The organism is Opitutus sp. ER46, assembly GCF_003054705.1.
Taxonomy (GTDB): domain Bacteria; phylum Verrucomicrobiota; class Verrucomicrobiia; order Opitutales; family Opitutaceae; genus ER46.
In genome coordinates this window covers 671,826-688,425 of sequence record NZ_QAYX01000024.1, presented here as the reverse complement: position 1 = coordinate 688,425, position 16,600 = coordinate 671,826, and the positions used below count along the sequence as shown (strand labels likewise).

At 67.3% G+C, this 16,600-nt stretch carries 12 protein-coding genes and 1 tRNA gene; 9 read left to right on the top strand and 4 right to left on the bottom strand.

Features of this window, described 5'->3' with window-relative positions; all coding sequences use genetic code 11:
* Positions 1–9: 9 nt before the first annotated feature.
* The 5 genes from DB354_RS22755 to htpG all read left to right on the top strand — a co-directional run bounded on the left by DB354_RS22755 (position 10) and on the right by htpG (position 7,840).
* The gene (locus DB354_RS22755) at positions 10–801 is read left to right on the top strand and encodes an ABC transporter ATP-binding protein (protein WP_233256686.1); all 792 of its coding nucleotides are present in this window, start codon (positions 10–12) and stop codon (positions 799–801) included.
* A 33-nt stretch (positions 802–834) separates the two neighbouring features.
* Positions 835–1,542, top strand: coding sequence for an ABC transporter ATP-binding protein (locus DB354_RS22750; RefSeq protein ID WP_233256685.1), 708 nt, complete (start codon positions 835–837; stop codon positions 1,540–1,542).
* Positions 1,543–1,612: 70 nt separating this feature from the next.
* Positions 1,613–4,225 (top strand): glycosyl hydrolase, encoded by a 2,613-nt coding sequence (locus tag DB354_RS18155; protein ID WP_158277600.1) that lies wholly within the window; start codon positions 1,613–1,615, stop codon positions 4,223–4,225.
* A gap of 129 nt (positions 4,226–4,354) precedes the next feature.
* Entirely contained in the window at positions 4,355–5,677 is a 1,323-nt protein-coding gene (locus DB354_RS18150) for a hemolysin family protein (protein WP_107837037.1), read from the top strand.
* A gap of 324 nt (positions 5,678–6,001) precedes the next feature.
* Positions 6,002–7,840, top strand: a complete 1,839-nt coding sequence (htpG, locus tag DB354_RS18145; protein WP_107837036.1) for a molecular chaperone HtpG — start codon at positions 6,002–6,004, stop codon at positions 7,838–7,840.
* A gap of 163 nt (positions 7,841–8,003) precedes the next feature.
* On the opposite strand, the gene DB354_RS22745 is transcribed toward htpG, so the two are convergent.
* A complete protein-coding gene (locus tag DB354_RS22745) occupies positions 8,004–8,240 on the bottom strand; it encodes a hypothetical protein (RefSeq protein ID WP_233256684.1) in 237 nt (78 codons plus the stop codon).
* Between the two features lie 126 nt (positions 8,241–8,366).
* Positions 8,367–10,232: an SMP-30/gluconolactonase/LRE family protein gene (locus DB354_RS18135; RefSeq protein WP_107837034.1), complete on the bottom strand. Its 1,866-nt coding sequence runs from the start codon at positions 10,230–10,232 to the stop codon at positions 8,367–8,369.
* Positions 10,233–10,508: 276 nt separating this feature from the next.
* Here DB354_RS18135 and DB354_RS18130 point away from each other — a divergent pair, with 276 nt between their 5' ends.
* From DB354_RS18130 to DB354_RS18115, 4 genes are all read left to right on the top strand, one after another.
* Positions 10,509–10,925: a hypothetical protein gene (locus DB354_RS18130; protein ID WP_107837033.1), complete on the top strand. Its 417-nt coding sequence runs from the start codon at positions 10,509–10,511 to the stop codon at positions 10,923–10,925.
* Between the two features lie 207 nt (positions 10,926–11,132).
* Positions 11,133–12,497 (top strand): dipeptidase, encoded by a 1,365-nt coding sequence (locus tag DB354_RS18125; protein ID WP_107837104.1) that lies wholly within the window; start codon positions 11,133–11,135, stop codon positions 12,495–12,497.
* Between the two features lie 162 nt (positions 12,498–12,659).
* Positions 12,660–12,743, top strand: a tRNA-Leu gene (locus DB354_RS18120).
* 8 nt (positions 12,744–12,751) lie between these two features.
* Positions 12,752–14,638: a CocE/NonD family hydrolase gene (locus DB354_RS18115; RefSeq protein ID WP_107837032.1), complete on the top strand. Its 1,887-nt coding sequence runs from the start codon at positions 12,752–12,754 to the stop codon at positions 14,636–14,638.
* Positions 14,639–14,665: 27 nt separating this feature from the next.
* Here DB354_RS18115 and asd read toward each other — a convergent pair whose 3' ends face one another.
* Both asd and DB354_RS18105 read right to left on the bottom strand, forming a co-directional pair.
* Positions 14,666–15,583: an archaetidylserine decarboxylase gene (gene asd, locus DB354_RS18110; RefSeq protein WP_107837031.1), complete on the bottom strand. Its 918-nt coding sequence runs from the start codon at positions 15,581–15,583 to the stop codon at positions 14,666–14,668.
* A 150-nt stretch (positions 15,584–15,733) separates the two neighbouring features.
* Positions 15,734–16,582, bottom strand: coding sequence for an SDR family oxidoreductase (locus tag DB354_RS18105; protein ID WP_107837030.1), 849 nt, complete (start codon positions 16,580–16,582; stop codon positions 15,734–15,736).
* Positions 16,583–16,600: the final 18 nt, after the last annotated feature.

The window sequence follows — 16,600 nt, the reverse complement described above, 5'->3', positions numbered from 1 at the left end:
TCCGTCGCCGTGGCCGACCCTCTCCTTCAACTCGATCACGTCACCATCCGCTTCGGCGGCCTGACCGCCGTCAACGCGGTCGACTTCACCGTCAACCCCGGCGAGCTTTGCGGCCTCATCGGCCCGAACGGCGCGGGCAAGACCACCGTCTTCAACCTGATCACCGGGGTGTACCAACCCACCGACGGAGCCGTGCGGTTCGGCGGACGCGATCTCAAGGGCCTGCGGGTCGATGACATCGTCGCGCGCGGTATCGCCCGCACGTTCCAGAACATCCGGCTGTTCGGCTCGCTCTCGGTCTTCGACAACGTCCGCGTCGCCTGCAACCTGCACCGCCGGTCGGGCGCATGGCAGTCCCTCGTGCGGCTCGGCGGGTTTCGGCGCGACGAGGGCGCCATCGCGCAGCGGGTTGAGACGCTGCTCGAGATGTTCAATCTCAGCCGCTTCCGCGACACCCCCGCGCGCAGTCTCCCCTACGGCGAACAGCGCCGGCTCGAGATCGTCCGCTGTCTCGCCACCGCGCCGAAGCTGCTCCTCCTCGACGAACCCGCCGCCGGCATGAACCCGACCGAGAAGGTCGAGCTCGTACGCCTCATCCAGGAGGTCCAGCGGCAGTTCCAGCTCTCGATCCTCCTGGTCGAGCACTCGATGAAGGTGGTCATGAAGTGCTGCCAGCGGATCGCCGTGCTCGATTACGGCGTGAAGATCGCCGAGGGCACTCCCGCCCAGATCCAGAGCGACCCCAAGGTCATCGAGGCGTACCTCGGCGAGGATCACCAGCAGAGCCTTTCGCACCACTGACGCTTCGGCGTTCCCGCCCGTCGCCCCTTCCCGATGCTCGAGGTTTCCGATCTCCACGTTTCCTACGGCGCCATCTCCGCGCTGAACGGCATCTCCTTCGCCATCAAACCGGGCTCGATCGTGACACTGATCGGCGGCAACGGCGCGGGGAAGACCACCACCCTGCGCACCATCTCCGGGCTTCTGCGTCCGCAGTCGGGGCTGATCACCTTCCTCGGCGAGGACATCTCCACGCTCCCTGCCCACGAAATCGTCGCGCGCGGGCTCTGCCACGTGCCCGAGGGTCGGATGATCTTCTCCAACCTCACGGTGAACGAGAACCTCGCGATGGGCGCCTTCCTCGAGCAGGACCCGGCGGTCAAGGCCCGCAACCGGGACTACGTTTTCAGCATCTTCCCGCGGCTCAACGAGCGGCTCCACCAGACCGCCGGCACCCTGTCCGGCGGCGAACAGCAGATGCTCGCCATCGGGCGCGCTCTCATGGGCAGTCCGAAGTTCCTGATGCTCGACGAGCCCTCGCTCGGCATCGCGCCCCGGCTGATCAGCACGATTTTCGAGAAGATCGTGGAGATTAACCGCCACCACGGGATCACCATCCTCCTCGTCGAGCAGAACGCCAACCTCGCGCTCGAGATCTCCACCTACGCCTACGTCCTCGAAACGGGCCGCATCGCGATGGAAGGCGAAAGCGGCCGGTTGCGCGCCGACCCACAATTGAAGGCCGCCTACCTGGGCGGATGACCCGCGCGTGGCTGGACTGTCAACGCGGGCCGGTGGTTGCGCCAACCCGCTGATGACCAAAGGTGCGAGCATGCGCTCACCCCGTCTCGTCGCGTCGCTCGCCGCTGCCCTCCTCACCTGCGCTTCCGCCTTCGCCGCCCCCGCCGCGCCGACCTCCGCCACTCCGGCCTCGGCGTGGCCCGAGATCACGCGCGAGAACAAGCCGTGGACGCGCTGGTGGTGGCCCGGCAGCGCCGTCGACCGCGCCAGCCTCACGTATCAGCTGGAGCAATTCGCCAGCGCCGGGCTCGGCGGCGTCGAGATCACGCCGATCTACGGCGCGAAGGGCGCCGAGGACCGCTACATCGATTTTCTTTCCCAACGCTGGATGCAGATGCTCGAGCACACCGGCACCGAGGCCCAGCGGCTCGGGCTCGGGGTCGACATGGCCACCGGCACCGGCTGGCCGTTCGGCGGCCCCTGGATCGATGAGGGCAACGCCCTGAAGAAAGTCGCTCTCATCGAGGGCACCCTCACCGGCGTGCCGACCGGCATGATGGTCAAACGCGCGGCGCCTGGCGGTGAGGGTCTCGTCGTCGACCCCTACTCGCCCGATGCGCTCCAGCGGTACCTCGCGCGCTTCGACCGCGCCTTCGCCGGTTTCCCGCGGCCGCTCATCCGCAGCCAGTTTCACGATTCCTTCGAGTACTTTTCCGCCAGCTGGTCGCCCCTGCTCCCCGCCGTGTTCAAGGAGATGCACGGCTACGATATCCAGGAGCACGCCGCCGAACTGCTCGGCCAGAAGCCCGCCGACCCCGACACCCTCGGACGTCTCAAAGGCGACTACCGCGCCACACTCGCGCGCATGCACCTCGATTTCCTGCACGCCTGGGTCGTCTGGTCACACCAGAACGGCTTCCTCGTGCGCAACCAGTCGCATGGCGCCCCCGGCAACCTGCTCGATCTCTACGCCAACGCCGACATCGCCGAGACCGAAGTCTTCGGCTCCACGCCTTTCCCGATCCCCGGCCTCCGCCGCGCGCCCGAGGATGTGCGCCACGACCAGGACCTGCCCGAGACGCTCGTGATTCGCATGGCCTCCTCGGCCTCGCACGTGGCCGGCCATCCGCTCACCTCCAGCGAAACCTGCACTTGGCTGCGCGACCACTGGAAGGTCTCCCTCGCCTTCGCGAAGCCCGAGATCGACCGGTTGTTCGCCGACGGCATCAACCACATCGTCTTTCACGGCACCGTCTTCTCGCCCCGCGACGCCGCGTGGCCGGGCTGGCTCTTCTACGCCTCCACCCAGTTCAACCCCAACAACCCGTGGTGGGACGACTTCAGCGCCCTCACCCGCTACGTCGCACGCGTACAGTCGGTCCTCCAGCGCGGCACGCCTGACAACGAGGTGCTGCTCTACTGGCCCATCGCCGACGTGTTCGAAAACCCGAAGGGCCTCATGATGCAGCTCGGCGTGCACAACGTGAGCTGGTTGACCGAACACCCGGTCGGCCGGACCGCCCGCGCGCTGCTCGCTCAGGGTTACAGCTTCGACTACATCTCCGATGCGCAACTCCAGCAGACCCACGTCGAAGCCGGCGCCCTTGTCACCCCCGGCGCGCGCTATCGTGTGCTGCTCGTCCCCGCCGCCCGGCGCATGCCGGTCGAGACCCTCCGCCAGATCCTCGAGCTCGGCCGCCAGGGCGCGAAGATCATCTTCCAGGCCGTGCCCGAGGACGTACCCGGACTCGGCCGTCTCGCCCAACGCCGCGCCGAGTTCCAAAAACTCCAGGCCGCCCTCCGCGAAGCCGCCGCCGCGCCCGGCACGAACCTCCAGCTTGCGCCCGCGAGTGCCCTCGCGGCGCTCGAGCAATTCGGCGTGGCCCGGGAACCGGTCGCCCAACACGGCATCAGCGTCATCCGCCGCGCCAACGGCACCGGCTACGACTACTTCTTTGCCAACCTCACGGGCCAGGCGCTCGATGGCTGGATGCCGCTCGGCCGGCGCGCGGAATCGGTCGTCATCCTCGACCCGCTCAACGGACATGCCGGCCGCGCGGCCCTCCGCCAGCACGCCGGCCACACCGAAATCTACCTCCAGCTCGTCCCCGGCGAATCCCTCCTGGCGCGCAGCGGCTCCGTCGCCGCGAGCCCCGCGCTCGCCGCCTGGCCGTACCGGCAGACCGCCGGCGCCGCCGTCCCGCTCGCGGGGGAATGGCAGCTCGAGTTCATCAAGGGCGGCCCCGCGCTCCCCGCCACCGTGAAGACGACCACGCTGAAGCCCTGGACCGAACTCGCCGGCACCGACGCCGAGCGGTTCGCCGGCACCGCGCGTTACCGTCTTGAGTTCGAGGCGCCGACGGCCAGTGCCGAGGACTGGGACCTCGCGCTTGGCGACGTCCGTGAGAGCGCACGCGTGCGCCTCAACGGCCAGCCGGTCGGCACCGCCTGGAGCCTCCCCTTCCGCCTGCGTGTCGGTCACCTGCTCAAGCCCGGGCGCAATGTCCTCGAAATCGAGGTCACGAATCTGGCCGCCAACCGTATCCGCGATCTGGATCGCCGGGGCGTGGACTGGAAGATCATGCGCGAGATCAACTTCGTGAACATCAACTACCAGCCGTTCGACGCCTCGAACTGGCCCGTCACTCCGTCCGGACTCCTCGGTCCCGTCTCCCTCATCCCGCTCCGGCCCGCCAAGCCCTGAGGCCCTGTCCGCGCAGCGGCTCCGTTGCCGCACCCTTCGCGGCGGATTTCCCGCTGCGAAAACCTGTTGTGCCGGCCGGTTTCCGTCCCAGCATTTCCCTGCCCGCCCACGCCGGCCGCCCACTCGTTCATGCACGAAGTCTTCGTCATCATCCTCGAACTCCTGGCCATCTTCGCCCTGGTGGCGGCGAATGGCTTCTTCGTCGCCGCCGAGTTCGCGCTGGTGAAGGTCCGGACGAGCCAGCTTCAGCCTCTCGCCAAGCAGGGTGGCTGGCGTGTCAAGGTCGCCATCCAGGCCACCCGCCATCTCGACGCCGCCCTCTCCGCCACCCAGCTCGGCATCACGCTCGCCAGCCTCGGGCTCGGCTGGCTGGGTGAACCGTTCCTGGCCCACCGTCTCGCTCCGCTCCTGCGGTACGTCGGCATCACCGATCCCGGCGCCGTCTCGTCGATCTCGATCAGCGTGGCGTTCATGACGATCACCTTCTTCCACATCGTTCTGGGCGAACTCGCGCCGAAGTCGCTCGCCATCCAGCGCCCCAAAGGCGTGGCCCTCAACACCGCCGGCCCGCTGATGATCTTCTACCGGCTGCTGTACCCGTTCATCTGGGCGCTCAACGGCACCGCCAACACCTTCCTGCGCTGGGGCGGACTCCAGCCCGCGACTGAGGGCGAACACGAATTCTCCGCTGACGAGCTGGAACACGTCTTCAGCCACGCGCGACACTCGCATCCCGGCGATGCGCTGATCAACCGACTCATGGTCCGCTCGCTCCGGCTGCGCACGACCACCGCCCAGCAGGTCATGCGCCCGCGCGACCAGATCGTTGCCCTCTGGCTCGACAAGCCCCTCGCCGAGAACCTCCGCATCGCCCAGACCGCCGGCTTCAGCCGCCTGCCCGTCTGCCAAGGATCGCTCGACGACGTAAAGGGCGTCGTCCTCGTCCGCGAATGGCTGTGGCAGACCCTCGCGCTCGGCCCCGAGGCCTCGTACGAGCCGCTCATCCGCCCGTACCTCACCTTCACCCTGCGGACTCCTATCCACGCGATGATCGAGCATTTCCGCACTTCCCGCAGCCACCTGGCGATTGTCCTCGACGACGGCCAGAACACCGCGGGCCTCATCAGCTTCGAGGATGTGCTCGAGGAGATCGTCGGCGACATCCGCGACGAACTCGACCTCGGCGAGGGCCCCGTCTTCGAGCAGACCGACCTCCTGATCGTGGTCAGCGGTCGGTTCACCATGCGCGAACTCCAAGCCGAAACCGGCTGGGATCTCGAATGGGAGCGCCGCGAGACCGTAGGCGAGTGGGCCGAACGCCGCCGCGGCCGCCCGCTCAAGCGCGGCGAATCCTTCGTCACCGGCGATTACCGCGTCACCGCCGTCGACGTCAGCGCCGAGCGCGTCCGCCGCGTGAAGATCGAACGCGCCCCCGTCGAGCGCACCGTCTGACCGCCCGCACTGCATCCCACCTCCCGCCGAACGGGGTCGCACGAGCGGCGGCACCAGTGTCACGTATTACGTGACACTTCATTCGCCTGTCCGCGCGCACATTTGATACACAACCGTCCGCTCTATAGCAGGTTCCGCACCCTGAACGTCGCAACCAGCCCCGCGCCAGTGTCACGCAATACGTGACACTTTACCCGTTCGTCCCCATCGCGCCGTCCGGCTCGTGCCGCGCGTTCGCGTGGCTTGATTTTTCCTCTGAGCCGCTAAACTAGCGGGCTCGCCGGACCGTCCGGCGTTCCTTTCCAACCTCACATCGCATCAAGCATGTCCAACTCCACTCCGCAGAAATTTGAGTTCCAAACCGAGATCAAGCAGCTGCTCGATATCGTGATCCACTCGCTCTACACGGAGAAGGAAATCTTCGTCCGCGAGCTGGTCTCGAATGCGTCCGACGCGCTGGAAAAGCTACGCCACACGCAGCTGACCGAAAAGGAGGTCTTCGACGACAACCTGACGCTCGAGATCAACGTCACGACCGACGACAAGGCGAAGACGATCACGATTCAGGATTTCGGCGTCGGCATGACGCGCGAGGAACTCGTCGAGAACCTCGGCACGATCGCCCACTCCGGCTCGAAGGCCTTCCTCCAGGCGCTCGGCGAATCTGGCGCAAAGAACTCCAACCTGATCGGCCAGTTCGGCGTCGGCTTCTACTCGGCGTTCATGGTTGCGAAGTCCGTCAAGGTGTACACGCACTCCTGGCGCAAGGACGCCCCCGGCCACATGTGGTCCAGCGACGGCAGCGGCACCTACGAGATCGAGGAGGCCGAGGGCCAGCGCCGCGGCGCCAAGATCGTGATCGAGCTGAAGGATGACTGCGCCGACTTTGCCCAGGACTGGAAGATCAAGGAGATCCTCGAGCGCTACAGCGCGTTCGTCTCGTTCCCGATCAACCTCAACGGCAAGCGCATCAACACCGTCCAGGCCCTCTGGCTGCGCAACAAGAACGAGGTCAAGGACGAGGAGTACACCGAGTTCTACAAGTTCCAGGCCCACGCCTTCGACGAGCCGCGCCTCCGGCTGCACTTCTCGGCCGACGCCCCGCTCGCCATCAACGCGCTGCTCTTCGTGCCGAAGGAGAACACTGAAAAGCTCGGCTTCTCCCGCCTCGAACCGTCCGTCTCGCTCTACTGCCGCAAGGTCCTCATCGACGCCAAGCCCAAGGACATCCTGCCCGAGTGGCTCCGCTTCCTGAAGGGCGTCGTCGATAGCGAGGACCTCCCGCTGAACATCTCGCGCGAGACGATGCAGGACAAATCGCTCCTCGAGAAACTCAACAAGGTCATCACGAAGCGCTTCCTTAAATTCCTGGAGGAGGAAGCCAAGAACCGGGCCGAGGGCTACACCGAGTTCTACAAGGAGTTCGGCGTATTCCTGAAGGAGGGCGCCGCGCTCGACTTCACCCACAAGGACCAGCTCGTGAAGCTGCTCCGCTTCGAGTCCTCGCTCACCGAGAAGGGCAAGACCACCTCGCTCGCCGACTACGTTTCCCGCATGGGCGCCGACCAGAAGGAGATTTTCTACCTCGTCGGCCCGAACCGCGCCTCCATCGAGTCCGGTCCGTACCTCGAGGGCTTCAAGGCCCGCAACCTCGAGGTGCTGTTCTGCTACGAGACGGTCGACGAGTACGTCATGAACAACGTCCGCGAATTCGACGGCAAGAAGCTCACCGCCGCCGACCACGCCGACGTGAAGCTCGCCGACCTGCCGAAGCCCGAGGGCGCGCTGAAGGACGAGGACGTCACCACGCTCACCAAGTGGCTCAAGGACACCCTCGGCGAACGCGTTTCCGAGGTGAAGCCCAGCGACCGCCTCGTCGACTCGCCGGTCATCGCGCTCAATGCCGACAAGTTCATGTCCCCGCACATGCGCCGCATCATGAAGGCGATGAACAAGGACGCCGAGACCCCGCTGCGCGTGAACCTCGAGATCAACCCGCGCCACGCCGTCATCAAGCGGCTGTTCGAGACGCACACCGCGCAGCCGGAGAAGGCCAAGCTCGTCGCCGAGCAGCTCCTCGACAACGCGCTGATCAGCGCCGGACTGCTCGATGACGCGACCGCGATGGTCGCCCGGCTGAACAAGCTGCTCGAGAGCGTCTGAGTTCGCGTTTGTGCGCCGCGGTCATCGGCTCCGCCGGCCCGCAGCGCGCCCAAAGCAAAGCCCCGCCATTCGTGCGGGGCTTTTTTTGTTTCTGGGCAAACGCGGCGGACGTCGAGCGGGCGGACGTCATCTGCACCGCCGTGACGGCCCCGCGGCCTGGTCGCTACTTCGCACCCTTCCTCACCGCATTGCCCCGGCGCATCCGCCGCGCGCCCTTTTTCGGCACGCGCCAGCGCTGCGAGCGGGTGCGGTTCGAACTTGATCGCAGCGAGGCGGCGCGACCGGGCCGCCGCCGCATCCGGCTGCCCGTCCCGTTTGCGCCGGCTGCCTTCTTTTCGTCGGTTTCGCCGGCATCGGTGGGCGCTTGGCGCAACGCCTTCACCGGCCGTTCAACGCGCATGGATCGGTTGGTCGTGGATCGTGGCATGATCCGCAACTGTCCGCATCGCCCACGCGGGGTTCCGTGCATACCGGAGCCGCGCCGCCGCGGGAGCGACGCGACTCTGGCCGACGCACCGAGGTCCGATTACGGTACGCCGTAAACTTCCACCAGTCCGGTGCCGGCGGTGCCGTTGGTGCTGACCATGGCGCTGTACAGCCCCGGCGGAAGCGTGAGCAGCACCGCCGCGTCCTTGCCCCCGGCGCCAAAGCCAAACGTCCCCGTCGCCGTGGTCGCGGTGCGCAGCTCGGCAAGGGTGCCAACCGTGACGCCCCCGGTCACGGTCATGCCGACCTCCCAGTTGTCGTTCTGGGCAATCAGCTTCGAGTCGGAGTTGTACACGCGCAGGACCGGATCAGGCAGCGCGTCGGGCACCTGCAACTGGGTGAGCGACGGACCAGCCGCGCGGATCAGCACGCGTTTCGGCGCGGTGCCCGAGATGACGAAGCCCGCCACCAGCACGCCGGCGTCGCCCGGCTCGACGTAGCCGCGCGTGGAAACGTTCACGAGGCTCGAGCCGGGCGAGGTGTCGGCATCGTAAACCTCGACCAATCCCACCCCGTCGCCGCCATTGTCCGTCACCTGCGTGGTATAGAGCCCAGGTTGGAGCGTGACCAGGAGCGCGGCATCCTTGCTCGTCGCCGGCAGGCCAAACGCATACAGCCGCGAGGCCGCGGCTGCGACGTCCGCGTTCCCGCCCCAGTCTTCATTGCTCGCGATCACCGTCTGCCCCGAGTACACGCGCAGCCCCGGATTCGGGAGCGGGTTGCTCACGTTGAGCGCACTGAGCGTGGGACCGACGCCACGGATCAGCACCTGCTTCGGCGCGGTGCCGGAAATCACAAACCCCGCGATGAGCGAGCGCCCCGAGCTGACCCGCAGGCGCGAGGAGATGTTCACGAAGCGGCCCCCCGCCGGCGCGGCGTTCAGCGAATACTTCACGACCCGGGTGTTGTAGTAGTCCGAGACATACGCGTTCTGCTGCGCGTCGACCACCACCTGGAACGGTAGCTTGAAGTTGGTCGGCCCCTCGCCGTACGTGCCCCAGCCGAGCACATAGGTGCCGTCGGCCTTGAATTTCTGCACCCGCTGGTTGGCGAGATCGGGCGCCGCCGGGTTGGTCGGATCGGAATTCGACTCGCTCACGTAGAGCGCACCCGCGCTGTCGAACGACACCCAGACCGGCGTGACGAACTGGCCTGGCCCCGTCCCGAACGTGCCGATCGCGGCGAGAAACTGGCCGTTGGCATCGAATTTCTGGACGCGGTGGTTGCCGCCATCCGCCACCCAGACGTTGCCCTGCGCGTCGAGCGCGAGGCCGTAGGGCGCGTTGAACTGGCCGGCTGCGGAGCCGGGGCCGCCCCACGTGGTGACGAGTTGCGCCGACCCGTTGCCGGCGCTGCCCTGCACGTGGAATTTCTGCACGCGGTTGTTGTTGTGATCGACGACGTACACATTGCCCTGCGCGTCCGCGGCGACGCCGATCGGGCCGTCGAACTTCCCGGGCTCGGTGCCGAGCTCGCCCCAGCCCATCACGAACACGCCGTTGGCGGTGAGGCGCTGGATGCGATGGTTTGTCCGCTCGGCCACGTAGATGTCGTGCGACACCGGATCGACCGCGACGCCGTACGGGCTGTTGAACTCGAGCGGGCCGTTGCCGGTCTGGCCCCAGACCGCCAGCCGGGCGCCGGTGGCGGCATCGATTTTCAGGATACGCCCGCCCGGCTGGTCGGCCACGTAGAGGAGGGTCGTGGAGCCGGAGGTATCCAACGCGAGCCCGGTGGGCCCGATGCGCCCGATGTCATCGAAGCCCCACTCCGCCAGGAACGTCTGCGCGGAGACGGAGTGCGGCGCGGCCAGTAGCACGAGCCACAGACAAGCAGCAGCGAGCGGCGAGAGCGCGCGTTCGCTGATCCGGCGCACGAGCGCCGTAAGGACGGATAACGAGTACATGCGTGGTTTGGGTTGGGCGCGTTCCCGGCGGTCGCGCGTGGCCGGTTAGTCCGCGCCTCAGCCAAAACGGACGCTGCGGTCTTCACCCCGTTTACAGGTGGGTCTTGGCCTACTCCACCGGCCGCGCCGGGCGCCCATCCGGGCACCCGCCTCTGGCTACGGGCTCCACCTACTGCGAGGACGCTGCCGCGTTCGGTACGCTGGGCCGAGATGAAAACCCCGCCCGCCGCCCGTCACCTTGGTCCCCGGAGCCTGAGCCGGCGGCGTCCCCTGCCTGTGGTCCCCTTCCGTGTCTTCATCGGCTACGCCGACATCGCGGCCGCCCGGCGCGCCACGGGCATCGTCGGACACGTGGTGCGTCGCGCCGGCCTCCGCGTGGAGATCCAGCCGCGGCTGTGGCGCTTCGCGCAACTCGCGAGTTCCTACTGGGCCGATCGCGCCGTGACCGCCGCGCTCGACGCCGACCTTATCGTCCTTGCCGGCGACGCGCCCGGCGCGTCCGACCCCGCGATCGAGCCCTGGATCAACGCCCTCCTCGCCGCGCATCGCGGCCGGCCCACCACGATCGTCTCGCTCGGCGGCGAAAACGACGCCTGGACGATCACCTTGTCGCAACCGCCCGCGCCGGCAGGCCCCCCGCCCGAACTGCCGGCGCCCCCCGTCCCGCACCGCGAATTCGAGCCGGTGCCGTGATGCCCGCGCCAGCGCGCCGTCCGCCGGAGAACGCCATCCGTCGGCGGGTGCATCGAGCCCCCTCCAGCACCGTTGACATCTGATTTGTGCGGCGCCGCGGATTGTGTCGGACTCGTCGCAGACATGCGCATCGACACGACCGGCGCCGGGCCCACCAGCCCGGCCCCGCGGCGGCTCCCGCCGCTTCGTGCCGCGCCATCACAACTCATGAAAACCGTTCTCGACTATCTGAAGGTGAACCAGCCCCGCTTCCTCGAGGAGCTGGGCGAGTTTCTCCGGTTCCCGAGCATCTCGGCGCAGCCCGAACATCGCGGCGATCTCCTCGCCTGCGCCAAGTGGCTCACCCAGCACTGCGCCAGCATCGGCCTCACGGCCAAGCTCTGCCCGACCAAGGGCAATCCGATCGTGCTCGCGCGCACGCCGGCGCGCTCCGGCCGCCGCCCGCGCGTCCTGATCTACGGCCACTACGACGTGCAGCCGCCGGACCCGCTCGAGTTGTGGCATTCGCAGCCGTTCGAGGCCACGCGCCGCGGCCGCAACCTCTTCGCCCGCGGCTCGGCTGACGACAAGGGCCAGCTCTTCGCCCACTTGAAGGCCGTCGAGGCCTACCTGAAGACCGGCACCGAACTGCCGTGCGACCTGATTTTCGTCTTCGAAGGCGAGGAGGAGGTCGGCAGCGAAAGCCTCACGCCGTTCCTCCGCCAGATGCGCAAGCAGCTCGCCTGCGATGCAGTCGTCGTCTCCGACGGCGATATGCCCGCCAAGGACATGCCGGCGTTGACCTACGGCCTGCGCGGGACCGTCGCGCTTGAGGTCACGCTTCGCGGGCCCGCCCGCGACCTCCACTCCGGCATCTTCGGCGGTTCCGTCGAGAACCCTGCCACCGCGCTCTGCCGCCTGCTGGCGCAGATGCACGATGCCAAGGGCCGGATCACCATTCCCGGCTTCTACGATGACGTCCGCCCGCTCTCCGCGCTGGAGCGGAAGGAGCTGCGTCGCATCTTCGGCTCCGAGGAAAAGTACCGCCGCATGCTCGGCGTGCCCAAGCTCCACGGCGAGGCCGGCTACAGCTCGATCGAGCGCACCGTCGCCCGCCCGACCTTCGAGATCAACGGGCTCACCAGCGGTTACCAGGGCCCGGGCGGCAAGACCATCGTCCCGGCGTGGTCCCGCGCGAAGCTGACGCTGCGCATCGTCCCCGGCCAAAAGCCGGAGAAGGTGCTCAAGTCCACCATCGCCTACCTCAAGAAGCTCTGCCCGCCGACTGTGCGGATGGAGATCACCGACGCCCACGGTTCCACGCCCTACCTCGTCGAGCCCACGAGCACCCACGCCAAGGCCGCGCTGCGCGCCCTGCAGGCCGGCTTCGGCAAGAAGCCCGTGCTCACGCGCGAGGGCGGATCCATCCCGATCGTGAACGACTTCAAGCAGGTCCTCGGCGTCGACACCCTCCTGCTGGGCATCGCGCTGCCCGACGCGAACATCCATTCGCCCGACGAGCGGCTCGATCTCGACTGCTTCGCCGCCGGCCAGCGCATGAGCGCCTGGCTCTGGCAGGAACTCGCGCGCTAAACCCCCGCGGCGCGAAACCCGGGCGGGTGGCTGCTGCGGCGGCCACCCGCCTGTTTTTTTGCCCGGATCGTCCGGCCGCCTGCGTCATCCCAGGCCCGCCCCCCTGTCTTCGCTCTTGCCCTCAGGAATGGGCCCTCGGCAGTCTGCCCCCCGTTCGCCCCCGCCCGGGTGGTGGAATGGCAGACACGAAGGTCTTAGAAGCCTTTGCCGTAAGGCGTGCGGGTTCGAGTCCCGCCTCGGGCACCACTTTCATCATGATGCGTCCTTGCACCCTTCTCTGCCTCGCGTTCCTGGCGCTTGTGCCGGTGACCCGGGCTGACGACAAACCCGCCGAATCCAGCGCCCGCTGGATGGCCGAGCACTACACGAAGTACGAATACCGCATCCCCATGCGTGACGGCGTGCGGCTCTTCACCCGGGTTTACCTGCCGAAGGACACCTCGCAGCGCTGGCCGATCCTCCTCACGCGCACGCCGTACTCGCTCAAACCCTACGGCACCGACAACTACGATGCCCCCGAGGGCTCGCTCCTGTCGTTCGCCAAGGACAAGTTCATCCTCGTCACGCAGGACGTGCGCGGGCGGTACGGCTCAGAGGGGACCTTCGAGCACGTGCGACCGTTCCAAGTCGAAAAACGCACCCCACAGCAGGTCGACGAAAGCTCCGACGCCTGGGACACGATCGACTGGCTGGTGAAGAATCTCCCCAACCACAACGGCAACGTCGGCATGTTCGGCATCTCCTACCCCGGGTTCTACACCTCGATGGGCATGATCGACACCCACCCGGCGCTGAAGGCGGTGTCCCCGCAGGCCCCCATCACCGACTGGTTCATCAACGACGACGCGCACCGCAACGGCGCACTCCTCCTCGTCCAGAACTTCAGCTTCTTTGCCGCCATCGACCAGAAGGTCGCGGATCCGCTGCACGAGTCGGGCCCCGGCTACACGTTCGGCACGGCCGACGGCTACGACTACTTCCTGCGTATGGGACCGCTCGCCAATTCCGACGCGCAATTGCTGAAGGGGCGCTCCCCGTTCTGGAACACCGTGCTCGCCCACCCGAACTACGACGCGTTCTGGCAGGCACGCGACATCCGCCCGCACCTGAAGAATGTCCGCTGCGCCGTGCTCACCGTCGGCGGCTGGTACGATGCGGAGGATTTCCCCGGGACGCTGGACACCTACCGCCGCACCGAGCAGCAGAACCCCGGCATCACCAACGTCGTCGTGATCGGCCCCTGGATCCACGGCGGCTGGAGTCGCACCCCCGGCGACCGGCTGGGCGACGTGGGGTTTCGCGCCAAGACCTCCGAATACTACCTGCGTGAGATCGAGCTGCCGTTCTTCCGCCGCTACCTGAAGGGTGACCAGAGCTACCAGCCGGTGGAGGCCACGATGTTCGAGACCGGCACCAACCGCTGGCGCAAGTTCGATGCCTGGCCGCCGAAGGCCGCCCAGCCGCGCACGCTGTACCTCGGCGCGGGGGGCACGATCGGTTTCGCCGCCCCGGACGCCGAGGCGGGCGCGTGCGATGAGTTCGTCAGCGATCCGGCCAAGCCCGTGCCGTACACGATGACGCGGACCACGCGCTACCCGAAGGACTATCCGGTGGAGGACCAGAGCTTCGCGACGTCACGTCCCGACGTCCTCGCCTACACCACCGGCGTGCTGGAGGAGGACCTCACGATCGCCGGGCCGATCAAGGTGACCTTGCAGGTGGCGACGACGGGAACCGACGCGGATTGGGTGGTGAAGGTGATCGACGTGTACGCCGGTGACACCGCCAACCCCGACCCGAATCCGACCGGCGTCATCTACTCCGGCTACCAGCAGCTCGTCCGCGCCGATGTGATGCGCGGCCGCTTCCGCAACAGTTTCGAGCACCCCGAGGCCTTCGTGCCCGGGAAGGTCACAAAGGTGGAGCTGACGATGCCCGACATCTGCCACACCTTCCGCCGCGGCCATAAGCTCATGGTGCACGTGCAGAGCTCGTGGTTTCCGCTGATCGACCGCAACCCACAGACGTTTGTGGACATCGCGAAGGCGAAACCCGAGGACTACCGCCGGCAGACGCATCGCGTTTACCGATCGCCCGAGGCGGCCTCCCGACTCGAAGTGCTCGTGCTGCCGTCACCGTAAGGCGGCGGCCCCGCCGGCGCGCGGACGTCAGGGCGCCTCGCCGAGCCGGTCGCCCATGCGGGCAAACGTTTCCATGTGCTCCGCGCTTTGCTGGAGCACATCAGCGTCGAACCGGATGCGGCCGCGCTGGAAAACGGTGACGACGCACGAACCGCCGAAGGCGAACATGCCTTTCTCGTCGCCCTTCTTCACCTCGCGGCCCGGCACGAAGGTCTGGCTGATCGAGCCGACGTTGGTCGCGCCAATCTCAATCATCGCGACCTGGCCGAACTGCGGGGAGTCGATGAGCGTGATTTCGCGCTTGTTGGCGATCAGGTAGCGCAGGTTCCGCCGCAGCGCCACCGGGCTGACCGAGTACAGCCAGCCGTCGATTCGGCGGGACTCCGCGGGCAGTCCGGAGACAGGGAAATGGAAACGGTGGTAGTCCACGGGGCAGAGCCGGGAAATGACCATCGCCCCGCCGGTGAACGTCTTGGCGAGCGTCTGCTGGTCCGCCGGCAGGGACGCCTCCCCGAGAAGCTCCGCCAGCGTGAAGGTCACGCCCTTGACGTAGAACCCCGGCGCCTGCGCGACGTCCTGGAAAGCCAGGTGGCGTCCGTCCGCCGGGAAGACCGCGACCTTCTCGCCCGCCGCGATGGGGCGGCACTCAGGCTTCAGGGCACGGAAGAAAAACTCGTTGAAGGTTTTGTAGTCGAACGGCGACTTCGCGAACTCGTCGGGGTTGATGTCGTACTGCGCGATGAACGGCAGGATCCGCAGCGCGCTGACGCGCTTGTTCATCTTCGTGCCGTAGTAACGCGAGAATGCGGCGCGTCGGGCCATCGCCCACACAAAGAAGCGGCCGACGGGGTTCTCGTACGCCATGCGCACCCAGCGCTCGCCGTACATTTTCTCGGCTTCGATCTTACGGGTGTAGCGATTGTAGAAACGGATGGGTTCGGCCATTCGGCGCGCAACGAAACAGAACCCCGGCCGGGGCACAACCCCGGGGTTTGGCAAGGGCCGGGGCGCCCCGCTATCGTTCTCGTTCTCTTAATCGTTCTCGGTCTCCCCGTCCTTCCCTGGCTCGAGCGCACCCCTCGTCCTGCCTAATGTCTAGTGCGGCTTGGGTTTCGACTGCTCCGCCTCGATGTCGCCGCGCTCGCGCTTCCGCTTCGCCGGGTCGGCGTCCTCGTACATCTTCTCGTTCATCTTCGCCTGGGCCGACTCGGTCATGAAGCGACGGGGGAACACCATGGCCTTGTTCACGCCTCCGGGAACGATCACGCGCTCGCCAGCCATGAGCGCCTGGTACGCGGCCTTGGCGACTTCGGCGGGGGCGGCGACTTTGCCGCGCTGGAAAACCTGGGTGTCGATCATGTCCGCCTTCGGGAAGAAGTCCGTGTCCACCGGCCCCGGACACAAGGCGGTCACGGTGACCGCGGTGTCCTCAAGTTCCGTGGCGATCGCCTCCGAGAAGGAGAGCACGAATGCCTTCGTGGCGTGGTACACCGCCAGCATCGGGCCGGGCTCGAAGCCCGCCACCGAGGCCGTGTTGAGGATGCGGCCATGGCCCCGCTTCACCATGCCCGGGAGGAAGAGCTTTGTGAGCCGCACCACCGCCTCGATATTCACCCGCAGCATCCCGATGTCGCGATCGAGCGGCGTCTCCCAGAACTTGCCGCGCTGGCCGAAGCCCGCGTTGTTCACGAGGATCTCGATGGACACCCGGTCCGCCGCGAGCTCGGCGAAGATCTCCTCGGAGGCAGAGATCGTTTCGAAATCCTTGGCGATCGTCCGCACGCTCACGCCGTAGGAGCGGCCGACATCCGCGGCGACGTCGCGCAACTCGGCCGCCACCGGGGCCGTGAGGACGAGCGGGTGACCTTGCGAGGCAAATTCACGCGCCAGCGCGAGCCCGATGCCGCTCGAGGCGCCTGTGATCAGGACCGTTTCTTTGTTCATCGCCACCTAGACCGAGGC